At 58.4% G+C, this 19,954-nt stretch carries 20 protein-coding genes; all 20 read left to right on the plus strand.

Translation table 11 applies throughout. The annotated features are described in order from the left end of the window. The first annotated feature begins 1 nt into the window (after nucleotide 1). The 20 genes from ACLEJP_RS05880 to ACLEJP_RS05975 all read left to right on the plus strand — a co-directional run bounded on the left by ACLEJP_RS05880 (nucleotide 2) and on the right by ACLEJP_RS05975 (nucleotide 19,921). A complete protein-coding gene (locus ACLEJP_RS05880; RefSeq protein WP_186671603.1) occupies nucleotides 2-313 on the plus strand; it encodes a conjugal transfer protein TrbD in 312 nt (103 codons plus the stop codon). Further along, nucleotides 310-2,868: a VirB4 family type IV secretion/conjugal transfer ATPase gene (locus ACLEJP_RS05885; RefSeq protein WP_440804858.1), complete on the plus strand. Its 2,559-nt coding sequence runs from the start codon at nucleotides 310-312 to the stop codon at nucleotides 2,866-2,868. The genes ACLEJP_RS05880 and ACLEJP_RS05885 overlap by 4 nt, the downstream gene beginning before the upstream one ends. Next, entirely contained in the window at nucleotides 2,865-3,629 is a 765-nt protein-coding gene (locus ACLEJP_RS05890; protein ID WP_186671599.1) for a conjugal transfer protein TrbF, read from the plus strand. The genes ACLEJP_RS05885 and ACLEJP_RS05890 overlap by 4 nt, the downstream gene beginning before the upstream one ends. Before the next feature lie 10 nt (nucleotides 3,630-3,639). After that, nucleotides 3,640-4,530, plus strand: a complete 891-nt coding sequence (gene trbG, locus ACLEJP_RS05895) for a P-type conjugative transfer protein TrbG (RefSeq protein WP_186671597.1) — start codon at nucleotides 3,640-3,642, stop codon at nucleotides 4,528-4,530. A gap of 1 nt (nucleotide 4,531) precedes the next feature. After that, a complete protein-coding gene (locus ACLEJP_RS05900; RefSeq protein WP_186671595.1) occupies nucleotides 4,532-4,975 on the plus strand; it encodes a conjugal transfer protein TrbH in 444 nt (147 codons plus the stop codon). Nucleotides 4,976-4,981: 6 nt separating this feature from the next. Next, nucleotides 4,982-6,373, plus strand: a complete 1,392-nt coding sequence (locus tag ACLEJP_RS05905; protein WP_440804861.1) for a TrbI/VirB10 family protein — start codon at nucleotides 4,982-4,984, stop codon at nucleotides 6,371-6,373. 23 nt (nucleotides 6,374-6,396) lie between these two features. Beyond that, nucleotides 6,397-7,209, plus strand: a complete 813-nt coding sequence (gene trbJ, locus ACLEJP_RS05910; protein ID WP_440804863.1) for a P-type conjugative transfer protein TrbJ — start codon at nucleotides 6,397-6,399, stop codon at nucleotides 7,207-7,209. Continuing rightward, a complete protein-coding gene (locus ACLEJP_RS05915; protein ID WP_156510856.1) occupies nucleotides 7,206-7,379 on the plus strand; it encodes a hypothetical protein in 174 nt (57 codons plus the stop codon). Before trbJ ends, ACLEJP_RS05915 begins: the two co-directional genes overlap by 4 nt. Further along, nucleotides 7,376-9,061 carry a P-type conjugative transfer protein TrbL gene (gene trbL / locus ACLEJP_RS05920; protein ID WP_440804865.1) on the plus strand — a complete coding sequence of 562 codons (1,686 nt, stop codon included), beginning with the start codon at nucleotides 7,376-7,378 and terminating at the stop codon, nucleotides 9,059-9,061. The genes ACLEJP_RS05915 and trbL overlap by 4 nt, the downstream gene beginning before the upstream one ends. 13 nt (nucleotides 9,062-9,074) lie before the next feature. Then, nucleotides 9,075-9,377 carry a TrbM/KikA/MpfK family conjugal transfer protein gene (locus tag ACLEJP_RS05925; protein ID WP_440804867.1) on the plus strand — a complete coding sequence of 101 codons (303 nt, stop codon included), beginning with the start codon at nucleotides 9,075-9,077 and terminating at the stop codon, nucleotides 9,375-9,377. Between the two features lie 12 nt (nucleotides 9,378-9,389). Then, entirely contained in the window at nucleotides 9,390-9,992 is a 603-nt protein-coding gene (locus ACLEJP_RS05930; RefSeq protein WP_440804869.1) for a transglycosylase SLT domain-containing protein, read from the plus strand. Between the two features lie 196 nt (nucleotides 9,993-10,188). Beyond that, entirely contained in the window at nucleotides 10,189-10,815 is a 627-nt protein-coding gene (locus tag ACLEJP_RS05935; protein WP_440804871.1) for a hypothetical protein, read from the plus strand. Between the two features lie 64 nt (nucleotides 10,816-10,879). Further along, nucleotides 10,880-12,574: a phospholipase effector Tle1 domain-containing protein gene (locus ACLEJP_RS05940; RefSeq protein WP_440804873.1), complete on the plus strand. Its 1,695-nt coding sequence runs from the start codon at nucleotides 10,880-10,882 to the stop codon at nucleotides 12,572-12,574. A gap of 371 nt (nucleotides 12,575-12,945) precedes the next feature. Beyond that, nucleotides 12,946-13,404 (plus strand): hypothetical protein, encoded by a 459-nt coding sequence (locus ACLEJP_RS05945; protein ID WP_440804874.1) that lies wholly within the window; start codon nucleotides 12,946-12,948, stop codon nucleotides 13,402-13,404. A 70-nt stretch (nucleotides 13,405-13,474) separates the two neighbouring features. Beyond that, nucleotides 13,475-15,169: a phospholipase effector Tle1 domain-containing protein gene (locus tag ACLEJP_RS05950; RefSeq protein ID WP_440804876.1), complete on the plus strand. Its 1,695-nt coding sequence runs from the start codon at nucleotides 13,475-13,477 to the stop codon at nucleotides 15,167-15,169. Between the two features lie 296 nt (nucleotides 15,170-15,465). Beyond that, complete coding sequence (locus tag ACLEJP_RS05955; RefSeq protein WP_440804878.1) at nucleotides 15,466-15,921, plus strand: hypothetical protein; 456 nt, start codon at nucleotides 15,466-15,468, stop codon at nucleotides 15,919-15,921. Nucleotides 15,922-15,983: 62 nt separating this feature from the next. Further along, nucleotides 15,984-17,669 carry a phospholipase effector Tle1 domain-containing protein gene (locus ACLEJP_RS05960; protein ID WP_440804880.1) on the plus strand — a complete coding sequence of 562 codons (1,686 nt, stop codon included), beginning with the start codon at nucleotides 15,984-15,986 and terminating at the stop codon, nucleotides 17,667-17,669. 130 nt (nucleotides 17,670-17,799) lie between these two features. Continuing rightward, nucleotides 17,800-18,420, plus strand: a complete 621-nt coding sequence (locus tag ACLEJP_RS05965; RefSeq protein WP_440804882.1) for a hypothetical protein — start codon at nucleotides 17,800-17,802, stop codon at nucleotides 18,418-18,420. A gap of 179 nt (nucleotides 18,421-18,599) precedes the next feature. Then, the gene (locus tag ACLEJP_RS05970; protein WP_440804884.1) at nucleotides 18,600-19,370 is read left to right on the plus strand and encodes a TraX family protein; all 771 of its coding nucleotides are present in this window, start codon (nucleotides 18,600-18,602) and stop codon (nucleotides 19,368-19,370) included. Nucleotides 19,371-19,381: 11 nt separating this feature from the next. Beyond that, complete coding sequence (locus ACLEJP_RS05975; protein ID WP_440804886.1) at nucleotides 19,382-19,921, plus strand: IncP plasmid survival protein KfrC family protein; 540 nt, start codon at nucleotides 19,382-19,384, stop codon at nucleotides 19,919-19,921. Nucleotides 19,922-19,954 lie beyond the last annotated feature (33 nt).

Below are 19,954 nucleotides of genomic sequence, written 5' to 3' on the forward strand. Positions count from 1 at the left end.
CATGGCCCTGCGCACGATTCCCATTCGGCGGGCCGGAAACCGGGACAACCTGTTCATGGGCGGGGATCGCGAGCTGGTGATGTTTTCCGGGTTGCTCGCCTTCGCGCTGATTTTCAGTGCCCAGGAAGTGCGGGCGACCGTGGTCGGCCTGGTGTTGTGGTTCGGTGCCTTGTTCGTGCTCCGCGTCATGGCCAAGTCCGATCCGAAAATGCGCCACGTCTACCTGCGCCATCGCCGCTACAAGTCCTATTACCCGGCGCGTAGCACGCCGTTCAGGGACAATCCTCCAAGTCAGGGAAGTCAATACAAATGATCGAAGGTATTGCGTATGCCATCGCTGCCCTCGGTGTTTTGCTGGTACTGTTGCTGGTTCAGCGCCTGCTACAAGTAGATGCCGAACTCAAGCTGAAAAAGCATCGTTCGAAAGATGCCGGCCTTGCCGACTTGCTGAACCATGCGGCGATGGTCGACGACGGCGTCATCGTGGGCAAGAACGGCGCTTTCATGGCCGCCTGGCTGTACCGCGGTGATGACAACGCCAGCAGCACCGAAGCCCAGCGCGAACTGGTTTCGCTGCGCATCAACCAGGCCCTGGCTGGCCTGGGTAACGGTTGGATGATCCACGTCGATGCAGTGCGCCGTCCGGCATCGAACTATTCCGCGAAGGGTGTCTCGCACTTCGGTGACAACCTGACTGCAGCGATGGACGAAGAGCGTCGAGCGTACTTCGAGTCGCTGGGGACCATGTACGAAGGCTATTTCGTACTGACCCTCACCTATTTCCCACCGATGCTCGCCCAACAGAAATTCGTTGAGCTGATGTTCGACGACGACACCGCGCCACCAGACGCCAAGATACGTACACGTAACCTGATCGAGCAATTCAAGCGTGATTGTCTCAGTGTCGAAGGCAGCCTTTCCTCAGTGCTCAAGCTGACGCGCCTGAAAGGCAACCGCATGGTTACCGAGGAAGGTGCCGAGATCACCCATGACGACCTGCTCAGCTGGGTGCAGTTCTGTGTCACTGGCATAAGCCAGCCGGTCCTGTTGCCAAGCAATCCGATGTACCTCGATGCTGTCATCGGCGGCAAGGAACTTTGGGGGGGCGTAGTACCCAAAATTGGTCGTAACTTCGTCCAGGTAGTGGCCATCGAAGGGTTCCCGCTGGAGTCAGCCCCAGGCATTCTCGCGGCGCTGGCTGAACTGCCTTGCGAATACCGCTGGTCCAGCCGCTTCATTTTCATGGACACCCATGAGGCGGTCCAGCACCTGGAAAAGTACCGCAAGAAGTGGAAGCAGAAAGTTCGCGGCTTCTTCGACCAGGTATTCAATACCAACAATGGCAACATCGACCAGGACGCCCTGGCCATGGTGCAGGACGCCGCTGACGCGATCGCCGAGGTCAATAGCGGCCTGGTTGCGCAGGGGTACTACACCAGTGTGGTGGTGCTCATGAATGAGGACCGTGCCCAGCTGGAAGAAGCTGCCCGCAAGGTCGAGAAAGCCATCGAGCGCATGGGCTTCGCCGCCCGCATCGAATCGATCAACACGCTCGACGCCTACCTCGGCAGCCTGCCTGGGCACGGTGTGGAAAACGTGCGGCGGCCGCTGATCAACACTCTCAACCTGGCCGACCTGCTGCCTACCAGCAGCATCTGGACCGGCAGTGCCGATGCCCCCTGCCCGCTCTACCCGCCCCTGTCACCCGCGCTGATGCACTGCGTGACCAGCGGTGCCACACCTTTCCGCCTGAACCTGCACGTGCGTGACCTGGGCCATACCTTCATGTTCGGCCCGACCGGTGCTGGCAAGTCGACGCACCTGGCACTGATCGCTGCCCAGCTGCGTCGCTACCAGGGCATGTCGATATTCGCCTTCGACAAGGGTATGTCCATGTACCCGCTGGCGGCCGGTATCCGTGCTGAAAGCGGAGGTCAGTCCGGCCGTCACTTCACTGTGGCGGCGGACGACGAGCGCCTGGCCTTCTGCCCGTTGCAATTCCTGGAAACCAAGGGTGACCGCGCCTGGGCGATGGAGTGGCTGGACACGGTGCTTGCGCTCAATGGCCTGGAAACCACCGCCGCGCAGCGCAACGAGATCGGCCATGCGGTGATGACCATGTACCGCGACGGCTCCCGCACCCTGTCCGAATTCTGCATCATCGTGCAGGACGAGGCCGTGCGTGAAACCCTGCGTCAGTACACCGTCGACGGCACGATGGGCCACTTGCTCGATGCCGAGGAGGACGGCCTGGCGCTGTCCGACTTCACCGTGTTCGAGATCGAGGAGCTGATGAACCTGGGCGACAAGTACGCCTTGCCGGTGCTGCTGTACCTGTTCCGCCGCATTGAATGCTCACTCAAGGGCCAGCCCGCGGTAATCATCCTCGACGAAGCCTGGCTGATGCTCGGCCACCCGGCCTTCCGCGAAAAAATCCGCGAGTGGCTCAAGGTATTGCGTAAGGCCAACTGCCTGGTACTGATGGCCACCCAGAGCCTGTCGGACGCGGCCAACTCGGGGATCCTCGACGTCATCGTCGAGTCGACCGCCACCAAGATCTTCCTGCCCAACGTCTATGCCCGCGACGAGGACACCGCTGCCCTCTACCGGCGCATGGGGCTGAATGCCCGACAGATCGAAATCCTCGCCACGGCAATTCCCAAGCGCCAGTACTACTACGTGTCGGAGAACGGTCGACGTCTCTACGACCTGGCCCTGGGCCCGCTGGCGCTGGCTTTCGTCGGCTCCTCGGACAAAGAGTCGGTGGCCGCCATCAAGCGCCTGGAAGCCAAGTACGGTGATGGCTGGGTGGCTGAGTGGCTGGCAGCCAGGGGCCTCAGATTGAACGACTATGGAGTGGCCGCATGAGCCTCGCTGAAAGCATCAAGGGGATGGTCAAGAAACGCCCCGCCAAAGCTTCCGCCACGAACGGTGAAAGCAATACGTCCGGCCCCAAGGGCGCCGTGCTGGACAACCCGTACCTGACCGCCCGTCGTACCTGGAACGACCACGTTGGCAGCGTGGTGACCTCGCGCCAGTCCTGGCAAGTGGTAGGCATCCTTTCGATGATGGTCGCCCTCGCCGGTGTCGGCGGCATCATCCATATCGGTAGCCAGTCCAAGTTCGTGCCTTACGTCGTGGAAGTCGACAAGCTCGGCCAACCGATGGCAGTCGCACCGGCCCAGGTGGCCCAGCCGGTCGACCTGCGGGTGGTCAAGTCGCAGGTGGCCTTGTTTATTGCGGATGCCCGTACCGTTACCCCGGACGTTGCGCTTCTGCGCAAGTCGATCTTCCGCCTGTATGCCTTGCTGGCGCCTAACGACGCGGCGACGCAGAAGATGAACGAGTGGCTCAATGGCACCAAGGAATCAAGCCCGTTCCTGCGCGCTGCCGAGGAAACCGTCAGCGTGGATATCCGCTCGGTCATGCAGCAGACCCCGGAAACCTGGCAGGTCGATTGGGAAGAAGTCACTCGTGACCGCCAGGGCCTGATCAAGAGCAAGGCCAACTGGCGTGCCCTGGTGACCACCTACACCGCCGAACCCACTACCCAGACCAGCGAAGAGCAAATACGGATGAACCCGATCGGGACGTACGTGCGCGACTTCTCCTGGTCCAAGCAACTCTGAAGGACCGACCATGAACCGCTACCTTTGCGCCATCCTCGCGGCACTCCTGCCCGCGTTCGCGCAGGCCGCGCCAGGAACAAGCCAGGCCGATCTGTACTTCTCCGACGCCAATCCAACCCTGACGCCGCAAGAGAAGGCCGCGTTGGCCATTTCCCAGCGTTGGCAGCAGGCCAGCGCTACCGGCATCAAGCCAGTGGACGGCGGCGACGGCACCGCCCGTTTCATTTACGGCGCCCAGCAGCCGAGTATCGTCTGCGCCGTGCTGCAGGTCTGCGACATCGCCCTGCAGGCCGGTGAGCAGGTCAACTCGATCAACCTCGGCGACACAGCGCGCTGGACGGTCGAGCCGGCCATCACCGGCATGGGCGAGAGCGAGGTCCAGCACCTGATCATCAAGCCGATGGACGTGGGGCTGGAAACTTCCCTGGTGGTCACTACCAACCGCCGCACCTACCACTTCAAGCTGCGCTCGCACCGTACCCAGTACATGCCGCAAGTTGCCTTCACCTATCCGGAAGAGGCACTGGCGAAATGGAACCTGATCAAGAACCGCGAAGCGACCGAGCGCAAGAAGGCGACCATTCCGGAAACCGGTGAGTACCTGGGTAACCTGAACTTCGACTACACCGTCAGCGGCGATACCTCGTGGAAGCCGGTGCGGGTCTACAACGATGGCAGCAAGACCATCATCCAGATGCCGCGCAGCATGGCCCAGACCGAAGCGCCATCGCTGTTGGTGGTGCGCAAGGACGGTGGCTGGTTCCGCGATGACGAAACCGTGATGGTCAACTACCGCATCCAGGGCGACCGCTACATCGTCGATACCGTCTTTGACAAGGCCATCCTGATTGCCGGTGTCGGCAAGTCCCAGGACCGTATCACCATTCAGCGGGGTAAATGATATGCGCGCATGGATTGCACTGTTCGCCCCCCTCTGGCTCGCCGCTTGCGCAAGCGGCCCATATGGCAACTTCGCCGAGCGCACCACGCCGGCGATCAACCAGCAGCTGGCCGGTGCCACCGTGCGCCAGCTGGCCGTGGTTCACCCACCGGCCAGCACGCGCCTGCGGATCAACCAGGAAACCCCCGATGGCTATGGCGCCTCGCTGGTGAGCACGCTGCGCGCTGCCGGCTTCTCGGTGCAGGAATTCGACCCCAAGGCCCAGCCTGCGCCAATGCCGGCCGGTACGGTTGCGCCGCTGCCAGTCAACTATATCGTCGATGCGCCCAAGGACAGCGAGCTGTTCCGCGTCACCCTGCTGGTCGGGCGCGAATCCCTGAGCCGCGTCTACGCGGTACAGAACGGCCGCCTGTTGGCCGCAGGTGCCTGGGTGCGCAAGGAGTGACGAGCGATGAGTAACATGAACGACGCCATGTCTCCGGATGCGTCCCCTGGCAAGCTGAACCGCAACGCCGGTGTGCGCCGGGTCAACAACTGGCCGATGTACATCATTGGCGGTGCCGCCATGACCTTCTTGCTGATCATGTTGCTGGTTGCAGCCGACCGCGCAGAGAATCAGAACAAGCCAGTGGAAAAGGAAGCTGAAAAAGCGGGCAACAGCAGCCTGTTCGCGAAGCAGATCAACGGTATCGATTCGGATGGCATCATCCCGAGCAAGGCTGAGCCGCCGGTCATGCCGGCGTTGGACAACACGCAAGCCCAGCCGGCCGGCCTGCAGGTTGTGCGACCGACCAACCTCGACGCACCGCCCATGCCACCGCGTGAAATGCTGTCAGACGTCAATGCCGAAGAAATCGAGCGCATTCGGCGCATGAAGATGCAGCAGCTCCAGGAAGCCGTTCAGGCACGCAGCACCGTGCAGGTCACGGCGCCACGCAGCGCGGGCTCGAGTGCTGCTGGCGGTGGTGGTGGCCCGCTCAGTCAGCAGGACGCCCTGGCCCGTATCGCTGCCGCGCGTCAGCGCCTGGATGAACAATCACGCAGTGATCCGAATGCGGCCTTCAAAGCCCGACTGGCCGAGTTGCGCTCTGCTGGCATTGGTGCGGGCGCGGGAGGCGGTGCTGGAGCAGAAAGCGACTCGCCATTCCTGATGCAGGCCTCGGCCAGCAGCGGCAAGGACTACAAGCAGTTCGGCAGCAACCCCGGCGAAGATCGCTGGCGACTGGATGCCAGCCCTGAGGCGCCACGCAGCCCCTATGAACTGCGTGCAGGCTTTGTTATCCCAGCCATGCTGGTGTCCGGTATCAATTCCGATCTGCCTGGGCAGATCATGGCCCAGATATCGCAGGCGGTGTACGACACGGCCACCGGCAAGCACTTGCTGCTTCCGCAAGGCTCGCGCTTGGTCGGCAGCTACTCCAGCGATGTCGCTTACGGCCAGAAACGCGTGCTGGTCGCGTGGCAGCGCATCATCTTCCCTGATGGCAAGGCGATGGACATCGGCTCGATGCCTGGCGCAGACATGGCCGGTTACTCCGGTTTCGAAGATAAGGTCAATAACCACTACGTACGGATCTTCGGGTCGGCCCTGTTGATGTCCGGTATCGTTGCCGGTATCAGCCTCAGCCAGGACCGCGCCAGCAGCGACAGCTCCGACCGCGAGACGGCCAGCAGCGCCATGAGTGAAGCGCTCGGCCAGCAACTCGGTCAGGTCACCGCGCAGATGATTGCGAAGAACCTGAACATTGCGCCCACGCTGGAGATTCGTCCGGGGTATCGCTTCAACGTGATGGTAACCAAGGACCTGACGTTCTCGAAGCCTTACCAGTCCTTCGATTACTGATGAAACACGCCAAGGAGAGGAACATGAAGTCTACGACGTTAGTGAAACCTGCGATTGCGCTGTTGGCCGGTATTGGATTCACCTTACAGGCTCAAGCCGGTATTCCTGTTATCGACGGGGCGAACGTTGCCCTGAATCAGGTCACAATGGCTGAAAGCATCGCTCAGACACTGAAGCAGATCGAAGAGTACAAAATGCAGTCAGATCAGTTTCTGACTCAGGTACAGCAGTTCACGACGCAAAAGGAACAGTACGCCAACATGTTGCAGAACACTGCGGCACCTGTGACGAACATCTGGGGGCAAGCGCAGGACACTATAAAAAAGCTAACAGCCGCTACCGACACTTTGGAGTACTACAAGCAACAGGCCGGTAGCCTGGAGCAGTACTTGAGCAAATTCCAAGACCTCGACTATTACAGAAATAGCCCATGCTTCACTGCATCGGGCTGCTCTGATGCCGAGCGGGCTAATCTGGAAAAGAGCCAGGAACAGGCTAGCCGTAGTCAGAAAAAGGCCAATGACGCTATGTTTCAAGGCCTCGAACAACAGCAGGCCAATATCCGGCGCGATTCTGACAGGCTTCAGGACCTACAACGAGATGCGCAAGATGCGAAGGGGCAGATGCAAGCCATCGGCTATGCCAACCAGTTGGCAAGTCAACAAGCCAACCAGTTATTGCAAATACGTGCTTTGCTGATGGCTCAACAGAACGCACTCGCCACCAAGATGCAAGCTGAAGCCGACAAGGATGCCCAGCATCAGGCGGCTAGCGAGCAGTTCTGGGACATGGGAGGCGCAACCAATCGCAGCAAAAGCAAGGGGTATACACCATGAAACACGCTATTAATATCGCCGTTCTCGTTGTCTTGTCCGCTGTAATGCTGAGCGGCTGTTGGGATTCTGAAGTTGAAAAGAAGGCCAAGGAGCAAGAACAGCAGTCTAAAGATTTCTGGGACATGGGCGGTCCTACTGACCGCAGCAAGAGCAAGGGTTACACACCATGAGACAGCGCGTCCTCTGGTGGGTGGCTTTGCTGTCTTTGCTATTGCTTTCGCAAACGGCAGCGGCAGCCGACTCAGGGGTCCTGAACGATGTGGTCGATAAGTTCAAGCAAGCTACCAATGGTTGGGCCAGCGTCATCCAGGGTTATGCAACCTGGTTGTTCTGGACCTTGGCCACCATTTCCCTTGTTTGGACCTTCGGCTTCATGGCGCTACGTAAAGCAGATATCGGTGAGTTCTTTGCTGAATTTCTTCGATTCTGCATTTTTACAGGTTTTTACCTGTGGTTACTGCGCAACGGACCAGAATATGCCATGAGTATTATCCGCTCGATGATGACCATCGGGGCCAAGGCTGGTGGGGTGGCGGAGCTCAATCCCTCTACGCCAGTAGATATTGCTTTCGATATTCTGGAGCGGTCATTCAAGAGCTTGAGCATGCGCCACCCTATCGATAGCATTGGGATCATTCTGGTTTCCCTGATCATTCTGGTGTGCTTGGCCACAGTGGCTGCCAATGTTCTTCTTGTCCTAGTAACCGCGTGGATTATGGCCTACGCCGGCATGTTTGTGCTTGGCTTCGGTGGCTCGCGCTGGACGTCCGAGATCGCCATTGGCTATTTCCGTACCGTGGCCGGGCTTGGAATGAAGCTACTGACCATGACCCTGATGATCGGGATTGCTACGTCTGTAGTTAATGGCCACTTAGCAGACATAGCCAACGGTGCGTCGATCAGCCAGCTTCTGGTCATTTGCGTTGTGGCCCTTGTGCTCGCCATGCTGATTCACAGTTTGCCCAATATGGTTGCCGGCTTGATCCCTGGCGGTGGCGGCGCAGCAAGTTCTGTTGGCTCGTTCAGCACAGGCGCCGTTGCCGGCGCTGCCGCTGGCGCTGCCTCAACGGCCGTGTCCATGGCGAGCAATATGGCCGGTGCGGCGCAATCCATGTATTCGGCATTCAAAGGTTCGCAATCCAGTGTGGCAGCAGGCACAGATATCGCTTCGCGTATCTCCGGAATGCTGGGCGGTGGTGGCAGTGCTGGCGGTAACAGCAGCGCGGGTAGCAATAGTGCAGGTACCAATAATAGTGCTGGCGGAGCCACCCCATTGAGTGGCGTCATGGGGTTGGCATCGGTAGCTTCTGGGAGCCTTGGGGGGCGGGCGGACTCTGCGCTCTCTTCGATGTCAGCGATGGCAGGTGAAGCGTCCGCCGCTGGTGAGCAAAACTCTGATGCCGGTTCGGAGGGTTCTGCTGGCGCTGGCTCCGAGGCCAGTGCGGGTGGGTCGATGCAGGATAGTCCAGGAGGATCCACGGAAAGCGCATCCGCCGGCAGTTCCGAGGCTTTGGCTCAAGCGGCTGGCGGGAGCGGTCGCGCCGAGACAGTTGGGTCATCCAGCGGTGCGACTCAAACCAAGGGTGCCGCTGGAAGGAGCGACGGTGGCCTATCCAGCAAGGCAGGTACTGCTGGTCGTATCGCTCTCGATATGGGCGCCAGTCTGCTTTCCGGCATGGGACAGATGGCCCAGTCGCGCATCGACAAGAGCTTCGCAGGGAAACTGGCTGCCGAAATTTCCAAACCCGGCTCCGGCAACGCGATCAGGCTGGACACTGCTTCATCTAACCGCAGTTTTGACCCAGCTGCCGAGGTGGCAGCCTATCGCGACAGCAAACAGGAAAAAGCGTAGACAAGGAGTTCGCATGGCCGTTGCAAAACTACTATCGGCAGCTGTACTGACCGCCACATTCGCCATCGCCCTCCCCGCCGAAGCCCGCGATCCATGCGCCACGGTGTTGTGCATGTGGGGCAAGCTCAAGGGCGCCGGCGTGGTGGAAAACTGTGACGGTCCGGTCGCCGACTACTTCAGCATCGTCAAAAGGAAGAAAGGCAAGATCAAGCTGAGCCAGACGGCCAACGCCCGCCAGTCCTTCCTTGACAGCTGCCCGAAGGCCGACCCGAGCGCGACCAAGTCGATCAACAACAAGTTCGGCAAGGTCATCTGAGGCGCGCCCGGGATGCCTTTCGTTGCCGACGCACCGCCCCCGGCCCTCAGCGAGCCGGTCGCCTGTTCGATCATGGCCGCCGTGAAGTACGAGCTGCCGGTGAACATCGTGCTCGCTGTGGCCGCCCAGGAGGGCGGCAAGCCTGGCCAGTGGGTGCGCAACCGCAACGGCACCTACGACGTGGGGCCCATGCAGTTCAATACCTCGTACCTGCGCGAACTCTCGCGCTATGGCATCACCCCCGAGGATGTCGAACAGGGTGGCTGCTACTCCTACGACCTGGCGGCCTGGCGCCTGCGTGGCCATGTGCGTAACGACCGCGGCGACCTGTGGACGCGGGTGGCCAACTATCATTCGCGCACGCCAGCGATCAATGCGCACTACCGCCAGCAGGTGATGCGTCGCGCGGCCTGGTGGGCCGACTGGCTCGATGAGCGATTCGCCACGCAGCAGGTGGCACAAGGCGCGGTCTTCTCCGGTGTGCCGAGCGAGGCTCCGGTTACGGCTGTCGAAACGGCACCGTTGGAGGCGGCTGCCATGCGGCAGCCGGTCATACCGCAACCCACCTCAACGTCTGCTTATGTGCCCCGTGGGCTGGTGACGGAGAGCAGGTGAGGGATCAGGTGATGGCGGATGACACAGAGCGCAATCCTGCATGGCGCGGTCACGAAGCGGCCGTTACTGTGGCCCAAATTAACTGGTGGCCCCTGGCCGCGGTTTTCTCGGTATTCTTCGCCCACGCAAGGCGACTTGAGCTGCGACTCAGCATCAAACAGGGACCCTCCAGGAGGCGAATGCAGGGAGACCAAGATTGAACGATGCAACTTTCGACGCGAAGGCACTCGAATTGGTTAACGCCGATTGCCGCATCAAGGATCCTTGGTCACGGCTTCGCCTGGGATCGCTCATACCTCTGGTGCTGGGTGTGTGTGTGCTTCTACCTGCCACTTCATCTGCGCTTCAAGCCAAGGAGATTTCCATGCCAGAAAATAACGGTCAGTACCAACCCTATACCACTGACATGAAACTGCCTGAAGGCATGTTTCCGCCTATGCAGGGCTACACCAACGCGGAACTTGCGACCGCAGCGTGCCAGAGTGTCGAGCGAGTGTTCAAGGAAAACAATTTAGACCCGACACTTGCGCGGGAATCCCTTTTCGACCTTTTTAATCATCTGACCGCTGCCTATCAGTCCAAGGCTGTGGATTACCAGATTTCGACGTGGTACCAAAAACCATATGATGATCCATCGGCCCGAGCTGAAAGCGTCAAGGCGATGGCCAAGGAATTCAACGCGTTCACCATACGTGCGGCTGGTGACGCGCTGATCAAATCGCCCCTGAACAATTTGAGCCGGGATTTTAAACGAAGCTACCTGGAAAGCGCGGGCAATAGTATCCAGAGCCTGATAGAAACCTTGAACAATCCTGCCATTTGAGGACTTCAAACGGGCACGCCAAAGCGCTACTACTCGCTAAAGGCTGATTTCATAGGGATATGATATGAGCGAAAAGTTACATTTAACGGTGTATTTCGATGGCACTGGAAACAACAAGGATGTGGATACGCCCAAGAATGCGCATAGCAACGTTGCCCGGCTCTACGAGGCGGATCAGGCCAAGGGTACCAACCTTGCACAGAATTCGGGTCACGAACCCCAGCAATACGACGCTCGTGATCGCTCTGGTCGATCCGAAAAAATCTATTTCGATGGGGTTGGCAGCCAGCCCAATGTTACTCTGCGCTCCCTGGCTGAAGGTGGGACTGGCTTGGGTAGCCAGACGCGTATCGATCAGGCCTACGACGCCATTGTCGCGTTCCATAATAAATACCCAGATCAGAAAGTAGACGTGAATATTGTTGGATTCAGCCGTGGGGCTGCCCAGAGTCGTGCCCTGGCCAATCAATTTATCGAGCGCGGCGTACCTAGAACCGACGATTTTGGAAAGCCCACAGGTGGCTTTCTGATTCCGCCGGGTGATGCTCACATCAATAAACTTGCCATTTTCGACACGGTGGCCTCGTATGGTTACGCCAAGTCCGATATCCATCTGGGGAAAAAACTGGAGATAGGCAAGAACGTGGACTCCACCACCCACATGGTGGCAATGAATGAATATCGTGAAACGTTCCGTCTCACGAGTGCACTGCGTAAGGACGATAACTCACGAATCGAAGAGCTAAAATTTGCTGGGGCGCATTCTCAGGTGGGCGGCGGCTATCCCGATGACGTACTGGCGGCTGGTCCTTATGCGGAAATGTACAACCGTCTGCAGATGGCCGGTGTACAAATGGGGCAGATGCAGCAAGCTGACATACAGAACATCCACAAGTACAACAACATCATTAATAGTCCTGAAAAGGTGCAGCAGGCGTTAATCGATTCACGTTTGCGATACGGCGACAAGGCTTTCAGCCAAAACGCTGATGGCACTTTTCAGAAGGTCGATAATACGCCTTTCCCTATGGAGCGTGGCTATTTCAATGCCCGGGAACGACAGCGCCAGCCATTCGACCACCAAACGTCGGGTCGGGGGGTTCTTTTTGAAAATGATGACAGCCTTAGCCGCCTCCAGATCGCAAGGACGGCTGAGTACTTTGGGAGTTGGTTGAACGACCTTGGACGGCAGGTGTTATCCAGCGTTACTCGATTCGTCGGGAAGGACGAGCCGAAACTGGCGTTGGACGAGATGCTGGATCGTTCCGAGCAGAAGCTCGCTGATAGTAAAGCCGTTACATTAGAGCAAAGTGCTGCATTGTCCGCCGAGCTCAAGTCCTCTCGTCCCAGCGCACAATTTATTGAAAGCTTGAACCTCCGGACAGTGCCAATCCCTGGGCAGCACGTTCAAGGGCAACAGAAGGACTCGCAAACCCAAAAACGCAGCGATTCGTTCAAGGCTATGGAACAGAAGGCTCTCGGTCTCAATCCGTTGGCCAAGATAGACGAAGCTTCGGAGAGTGGCCACAGGGCCATCAGCGGAGTAGTCGTCGACATGGACCAACATCACATCCTGCAGAAGGTCGGCCAGACCGACCAGTTCGTCATACATGACCGTCGCGATATCGACCCGAACCGCATTTTCCAGGTGGGCAGGAGTACTGCGATAGTGCATAACAAAGGCATCGGCGATCTGGCTGGAACCTTCATGCCAAAAATCGAGCCGGATCCAGCACTGGCAAATGTCATGCGGCGCTGAGTGGCCGAGATGATACGTACAAAAGCCAATGGTGCAGAAGGCGATGTCCGCAGGCCTGGTCGTTTCCTGGGTAAGCAGAAATGCTGTTCTAGTCCACCAGCGGTGCCGTTTGATTGTCACCTCTGTGTTCTTCTGCCAATGAAAGGCGTTTAGGCAGCTAATGGTACCGAGCCGCCGATAATCACGTTTAAGGGAGATAAAGAGTGAAAAGTGCAACCATCGATGCGAAAGCACCCAGTTCGGGTAACGTCTGTTGCTGCTCCAAGAGTATCTGGTCGCGGCTGCGTCTGGGCTCGCTCATCCCTTTGGCACTGGGGGCTTGTGTGCTCCTGCCTGCCACTTCATCTTCGCTTCAAGCCAAGGAGATTTCCATGCAAGACAATCAAGGCCACGATCAACCCTCCACCCCGGGCATGAAGTTGCCTGATGGTATGTTTCCGCCCATGCCAGGCTACACCAATGCAGACCTTGTCGCGGCAGCCCAGGTGCGTGTGGAGGCATTCATGAAGGAGCAGGGTGTCGATCCGACCCTGATGCGGGAGTCGTTGATCGCTCTGGCGTCTCATCTGACCACGCAGTTCGAGGAGGAACGCGTCGAGTACGAGGTAGCCAACTGGTATCAGAAGCCTTATGACGACCCGTCCGCACGTGCCCGTAGTGTCAAGCAAATGGGTGAAGATTTTGGCGCTGCAGCCGTCGACGCGGCAGCCGATTCGCTGAAAGGCTCGCCGTTGTTGCTCGAGGGCAAGGATTTCTACAAGGCATACATTGGTGCGGCCGGTGATGGCGTGCATGACCTTATCGTGACCCTGAACAAAAAGAGTTCCTGAGGAAACGTCGGCGCGGCGACGCGCCGGTGGATTTACGTTTTAGCCACGTGGCACTTCATAGGGATATGACATGGGCGATGCATTGCGCTTCACGGTGTATTTCGACGGCACCGGCAACAACAAAGATCTGAATACACCTGAGGGCACGCAAACCAACGTAGCCCGGCTATTCGACCTGGATACGGCCAAAGGCACCAATCTGGCGCGGAATTCGGGGCATGTCCCGCAGCAATACGATGCCCAGGACCGCTCCGGCCAATCGGAAAAGGTCTACTTCGACGGGGTTGGCAGTCAAGGCAAGACCTCGGCGCGCTCAGCCCTGGAGGGCGGCACTGGGTTGGGTGGCCAGGAGCGTATCGACCAGGCGTACGACGCCATCGTTGCGTTCCACAACAAGTACCCAGACCAGAAGATCGACGTGAATATCGTCGGCTTCAGCCGTGGGGCCGCACAGTCCCGAGCACTGGCCAACGAATTCATCGAGCGCGGCGTACCCAAGCTGGATGAGCAGGGCAAGGCGACCGGCGATTTCCTGATTCCCCCCGGCCAGGCCCATGTGAACAAGCTGGGCATCTTCGATACCGTGGCTTCCTATGGCAACGCGATGTCGGATACCCACCTGGGCAAGAACCTGGAGATCGGCAAGAACGTCGACTCGACTACGCACCTGGTGGCGGCGAACGAGTACCGTGACACCTTTCGCCTGACCAGCGCCCTGCGCAATGACGACAATTCCCGCATCGAGGAATTGAAGTTTCCCGGTGCGCACTCGCAGGTTGGCGGTGGCTACAAGGACGACGTACTGGCGGCTGGCCCCTTGGCGGTGATGTATGACCGCCTGCAATCGGCTGGCATCGAGATGAAGCCGATGCAGCAGGAAGACTTGCAGCGCATCGGTCAGTACAACGAAGTGATCAAGAGCCCGGAGAAAGTCCAGGAGGCGCTGATCGATTCGCGGTTGATCCATGGTAAAGACGCGTTCACCCGTGGTGCTGACGGCGCTTTTCAGACTGTCGATAACACGCCCTTCCCGATGGAGCGTGGCACGATCAATATCTTTGATCGCCAGGCCCATCCTTTCGATCACCAGACGAATGGTCGGGGAATCATTTTCGAGAATGACGACTCCTTGAGCAAGAGTGGCATTCAACGGGGCGCCGAGTCGGTTGGAAGCTGGTTCGCTGAAAAAGGCTCCCAGCTCAAGGATCGTGCGTCCGAGTACCTCGGCTCGCGCAGCCGTTCCGAGCGGCAGGCAGCACGGGCAGATTCGTTCGAGCAGGAATTGGCCAAGTACCGGGAGGCTGCAACCCAGCAGAGCCAGGACATGGCCAAAACGATGACAGGTTCGCGACCTGATCAAAGCTTTATCAGCAGCCTGAACCTGCAACCTGTGCCAGTCCCCAAGGATCTCAAACAGGGTCAGCAGCAAGACCCTCAGGCGCAGCAACGCAGTGACTCGTTCAAGGCCATGGAACAGAAGGCCCTTGGCCTCAACCCGTCGGCCAGCGTTGGCGAAGCCTCGCAAACCGGGCGCAAGGCCACCAGCGGAATGGTTGTCGACATGGACGAGCATCACATCCTGCAAAAGGTCGGCCAGACCGACCAGTTCGTCATTCATGACCGCCGCGATGTTGACCCCAGCCGCAACTTCCAGGTGGGCAAGAGCACCGCGATCGTGCATGACAAAGGTATCGGCGATCTGGCCGGCACCCTCGCCCCGAAAATGGAATTGGGTGCAACATTGGCCAATGCCATGCGACGCTAATCAACCGGAATGGAATATTGCGCTGGGTGATAGCAATCTCAATATGCTTCGCCGCTTTACGCTACGCGCGGGGGCCGCTACAACACATAAAAAGGGATGCGCCGAAAGGCGTATTCAAGGAGGCAGGGATTGAACGGTACCACCATCGGTACGGATAGATCCCTTTCGGCAGCGGCCGTTGCCGCATCAAGGACCTCCGGTCGCGGTTGTGCCTGGGTTCGCTCATACTTCTCGTACTGGGAGCCTGGATGCTTCTGCCTACCACGCCATCTGCGCTTCAAGCCAAGGAGATTCTTATGCAAGACCGCAAGTACCAATCTTATGCCCCGGGCATGAAACTGCCTGAGGGTGTTTTTCCCCCAATTCAGGGCTATACCCACGAAGACCTGATTGGTGCAGCTGCAAAGCGTGCAGAAGTTGTCCTGAAAGCTGATGGTGTTGATCCGACCTTGGCACGTGAATCACTCTTCGCATTGGCCAAACATCTCAATGAGGATTTTGAGGATAAGTTGGTCGAGTACCGCATTGCGAAGATGTATGAGGAATCTGGAAATGCTCCTGCTGAGCGTAGCCAGATTGTGTCGCAGATGGCCGAAAGCTGTGGTGCTCTGGCAATGCGTGCGGCCACTGAGTCGCTAAGGGGGTCCCCCCTGCTCAGCAAAAGCGACGAGTTTTTGGACCGTTTTACCAGAAGTGTGGGTGACGGGGTCTATGATTTGATCGTGACGCTAAACAAGCCTGGTACCCGATAGCAACTGTCATCTTGGACAACTCACCACGTCAAAACGACGGTTGTGATTCATAGGGATATGAAATGAGCGACTGGATGCGTTTCACGGTGTATTTCGACGGCACCGGGAACAACAAAGATCAGCATGCGCCCGACGGCACGCAGACCAACGTGGCCCGCCTGTATGACCTGGATATGGCCAAGGGTACCAACTTGGCGCGTAATTCTGGGCATACTCCACAGCAATATAATCCTCATGAACGGTCTGGCCAGTCCGAGAAAATCTATTTTGATGGGGTCGGCAGCCAAGCCAAAACGTCTGCGCGTTTCCTGCTCGAAGCTGCCACGGGGCGGGGGGCACAGGAGCGTATCGAGCAAGCCTACGATGCCATAGTTGCCTTTCACAACAAGTACCCAGACCAGAAGATAGATGTGAATATCGTTGGTTTCAGTCGTGGAGCGTCACAATCACGAGCGCTGGCTAACGAATTGATCGAGCGTGGCGTGCCGAAACTGAATGGGCTAGGAGATCCTACAGGTGAGTTCCTAATTCCGCCGGGCCAGGCGCATATAAACAAGCTGGGTATCTTTGACACCGTCGCTACCGATGGTATGTACAATACCGATACTCATATGAGCAAGAATCTGGAAATCAGTAGGAACGTCGATTCAACCACGCACTTGATAGCGATGAACGAGTACCGCGATACATTTCGACTTACTAGCGCGCTGCGTAACGACGATAACGCCCGTATTGAGGAATTGAAGTTTGCTGGTGCGCACTCGCAGGTAGGCGGTGGCTATCAGGACGACATATTGGCGGCCGGGCCGCTGGCAGTGATGTATGACCGGCTGAAGTTAGCCGGGATCGATATGAAGCCGATGCATCAAGAAGATGTGAAGCGTATTCAGCAATATAACGAGCTTATCAAGGCCCCCGAGCAAGTGCAGCAAGCATTGATTGACTCACGGCTATGGAGGGGTGAAAAGGCGTTCAGTAAGGACATTGATGGCTCTTATCATACGGTTAATAACACGCCGTTCCCGATGGAAAGGGGAATGATCAATGTGTTCGGCCGTCAAAGACGGCCCTTCGAGCATGAGATCAAGGGGCGTGGCGTGATCTTTGAAAATGACGATCGGCTCAGCCGCGACGGTATCTCCAGGGCTCTGGAAAGCGTAAGCGAACGTTTGAAATCAATGGGGCAGGAGACGCTGTCTGCATCATTACGCGTACTGGGCCTGGAAACACGAGAGCAGGTAGCCAATGGAAACAAAGGGGTGTACGCAGAGCTTCGAGCGGAAAGAAAGGCAAAGTCCCGCGAACAAGTTTCAATGCTATCTGACGAACTCAAGGCATCGCGGCCCAATGCTCCCTACATCAAGAGCCTGAGCTTGCAACCTGTCCCAGTCCCGCAAAGTGCGCAACATGGCCAGCAGCAAGACCCTAAGACCCAGCAACGCAGTGACTCACTTCTTGCCATGGAAAAGAAAGCCCGTAGCTTCAACCCGTCGGCCTGCGTAGTCGAGGCCGGGCGCAAGGCCATCAGCGGGCTGGTTGTTGACATGGACGAGCATCACATCCTGCAGAGAGTCGGCCAGACCGACCTGTTCGTTATCCATGATCGCCGCGACGTCGACCCGGGCCGAAACCTCCAAGTGGGCAAGAGCACCTCGATCATGCATATCGAAGGTATCGGCGATCGGGCCGGTACCCTCGCCCCGAAAATGGTGTCGGATGCAGCATTGGTCAATGTTATGCGGCGTTGAGTGACCGGGATGAAACCTTTGCGCCTGGTCACTGGTATCCCAGAATTCTTTGCGTTTTACGCTAGGCGGTGGATACCGCGACAACACATCAAACAGGGATACGTCGAAAGATTTTTCAGGGAGACCCGAATTGAACGGTACCATCATCGGTGCAGAAGCATCCATTTTCGGCGGCGCCTGTTGCCACACCACGGGACCAAGGTCGCGGTTGCGCCAGGGAGCGCTCATGCCTCTAGTGCTGGGAGCCTGCATGTTCCTGCCTACCATGCCGTCCGCGCTTCAAGCCAAGGAAATCTTCATGCAAGACAGCAAGTACCAACCTTATGCCCCGGGCATGAAACTGCCTGAGGGTGTTTTTCCCCCTATGCATGGCTACACCCACAAAGATCTGATCGAGGCTGCCGGCAAGCGGGTCGAGTCCGTTTTAATAGTCAATGAAGTCGATCCGATGCTGGCCAAGGAAACGCTCTTCGCCTTGGCCGACCACTTGAACCGGGCCTTCCATTCGCAGAACATCGAGTATCAGATTGCTACGTGGTTCAAGAAACCGTACGACGATCCTGCTGCCCGCGCACAGAGTGTTACTGATATGGGTGAAAGTTTTGGTGCTCTCGCCATCCGTGTCGCAGGCGACGCGTTGAAGGGCTCCCCATTGCTACACAAGAGTGACGCTTTCCTTAGCGCCTTCATCAATGGTGCCGGTGACGGGGTCCATGATTTGATCGTGACGCTGAACCAACCAAATGCCTGATGGTGACTTGGAATTTGTTTCGGAAAGCTCACCCCGCCAAAACAGCGGTGTAATTCATAGGGATATGCAATGAGCGACACAATGCGTTTCTCGGTGCGTTTCGACGGCCCCGGGAACAACAAAGGTCTGAATACGTTCGGTGTCACGTTGGACGTGAGCCCGTCCCAGGCGATGCGCCGGTGAGTGAGCGTCGTCTGGTTGGTGAAATTGCAGCGCAACAAGGGCAGAAGACCTTCGCCCTGCCTCGCCTGCAATTGGCTGACGGTGCCCTGGAGGCATTGAAATGGCTGGCGTTGCTGTTGATGACCGGCGACCACGTCAACAAGTACCTGTTCAACGAGACCTTGCCTTACCTGTTCGAGGCCGGGCGGTTGGCTATGCCGTTGTTCGTGACGGTGCTGGCCTGCAATCTGGCGCGCCCGGGTGTCGGGGCAAAGGGCGCCTACCGCCGCACCGCGATGCGCCTGTGTCTGTTCGGTGTGTTGGCGACACCGCCGTTCATCGCACTGGGTGGGCTGCTGTATGGCGCCTATCCGCTGAACATTCTCTTTACCCTGCTGGTAGTCACCGTGGTGACCGCTGCTTGTGAGCGTGCGGCGGCTGGGCAAGCACGTTACTGGGCTGTGGCGCTTTGTGTGTTCGTGGTCGGCGGAGCGCTGGTCGAATTCTGGTGGCCGGCCGTGCTGCTGGGGTTGTGCGTAGGTTGGTACGTGCGGCGTCCGAATGCCATGGCTGGCGTGGGGGTCGTGGTTTCGTTGGCAGCGCTGTCGCCGATCAATGGCAACGCCTGGGCGTTCGCCGCCCTGCCCTTGCTGCTGGGCGTCGGTTGGTTGCAACCGAAGCTGCCACGCTGGCGTTGGCTGTTCTACGGCTACTACCCCCTGCATTTGCTGGTACTTTGGTTGATCCGCATCCCGATGGCCAAGGCCGGTTATTTATTCCTGATATGAAGCAGGTGCCCATGGACAATCCGAACAAGGCCAGGCCCCGGCTGGAAGATGCCGGGCAAGCCCTTGAAGCCCAGGCCCAGGCACTGGCGACCGAGCAGACCGCCCTGCTCGAAGGCAGCCCGGTGCAGGCGCGTTATACCCAGGCCCTGGGCGAGTACGTCGAGCAGAAGGCCGAACAGGCGCAAGCGCTCGAGCAGCGCCTGGAAAGCCTGGTGGAGCGCCAGCAGGCGCAACTGCAACAGAACCTGGCCGGCCGCCCGGGCTGGCTCGCCTTACCCTCCACCCGCGCCACCTGGGAGCAGTGCAACCAGCGCTGCCAGGCGCGCCTGCTACAACTGCAGAGCCGTCTCGAGCGGGTGCAGGAGCTGCATCATGGCATGGGCCTTTACAGTCCGCGCATCGAGGAGCTGGCGGTGCGCCGCCTGCGTGCCGAGCAGCCCGAACTGGCCGAGCAGTGGAACCTGCAGCGCCAGGCCGAGCGCTCCCTGACCGAAGCACAGCGGCGCAATCATGCCCAGGACCTGGGGCGCTCGCGTACCTCGTCGCCCTGAATCTGTATCTACTTTTCAATTCCTTCGTTCACG

Origin of the sequence: Pseudomonas sp. SMV7 (assembly GCF_052041995.1) — a bacterium.
Lineage (GTDB): Bacteria > Pseudomonadota > Gammaproteobacteria > Pseudomonadales > Pseudomonadaceae > Aquipseudomonas.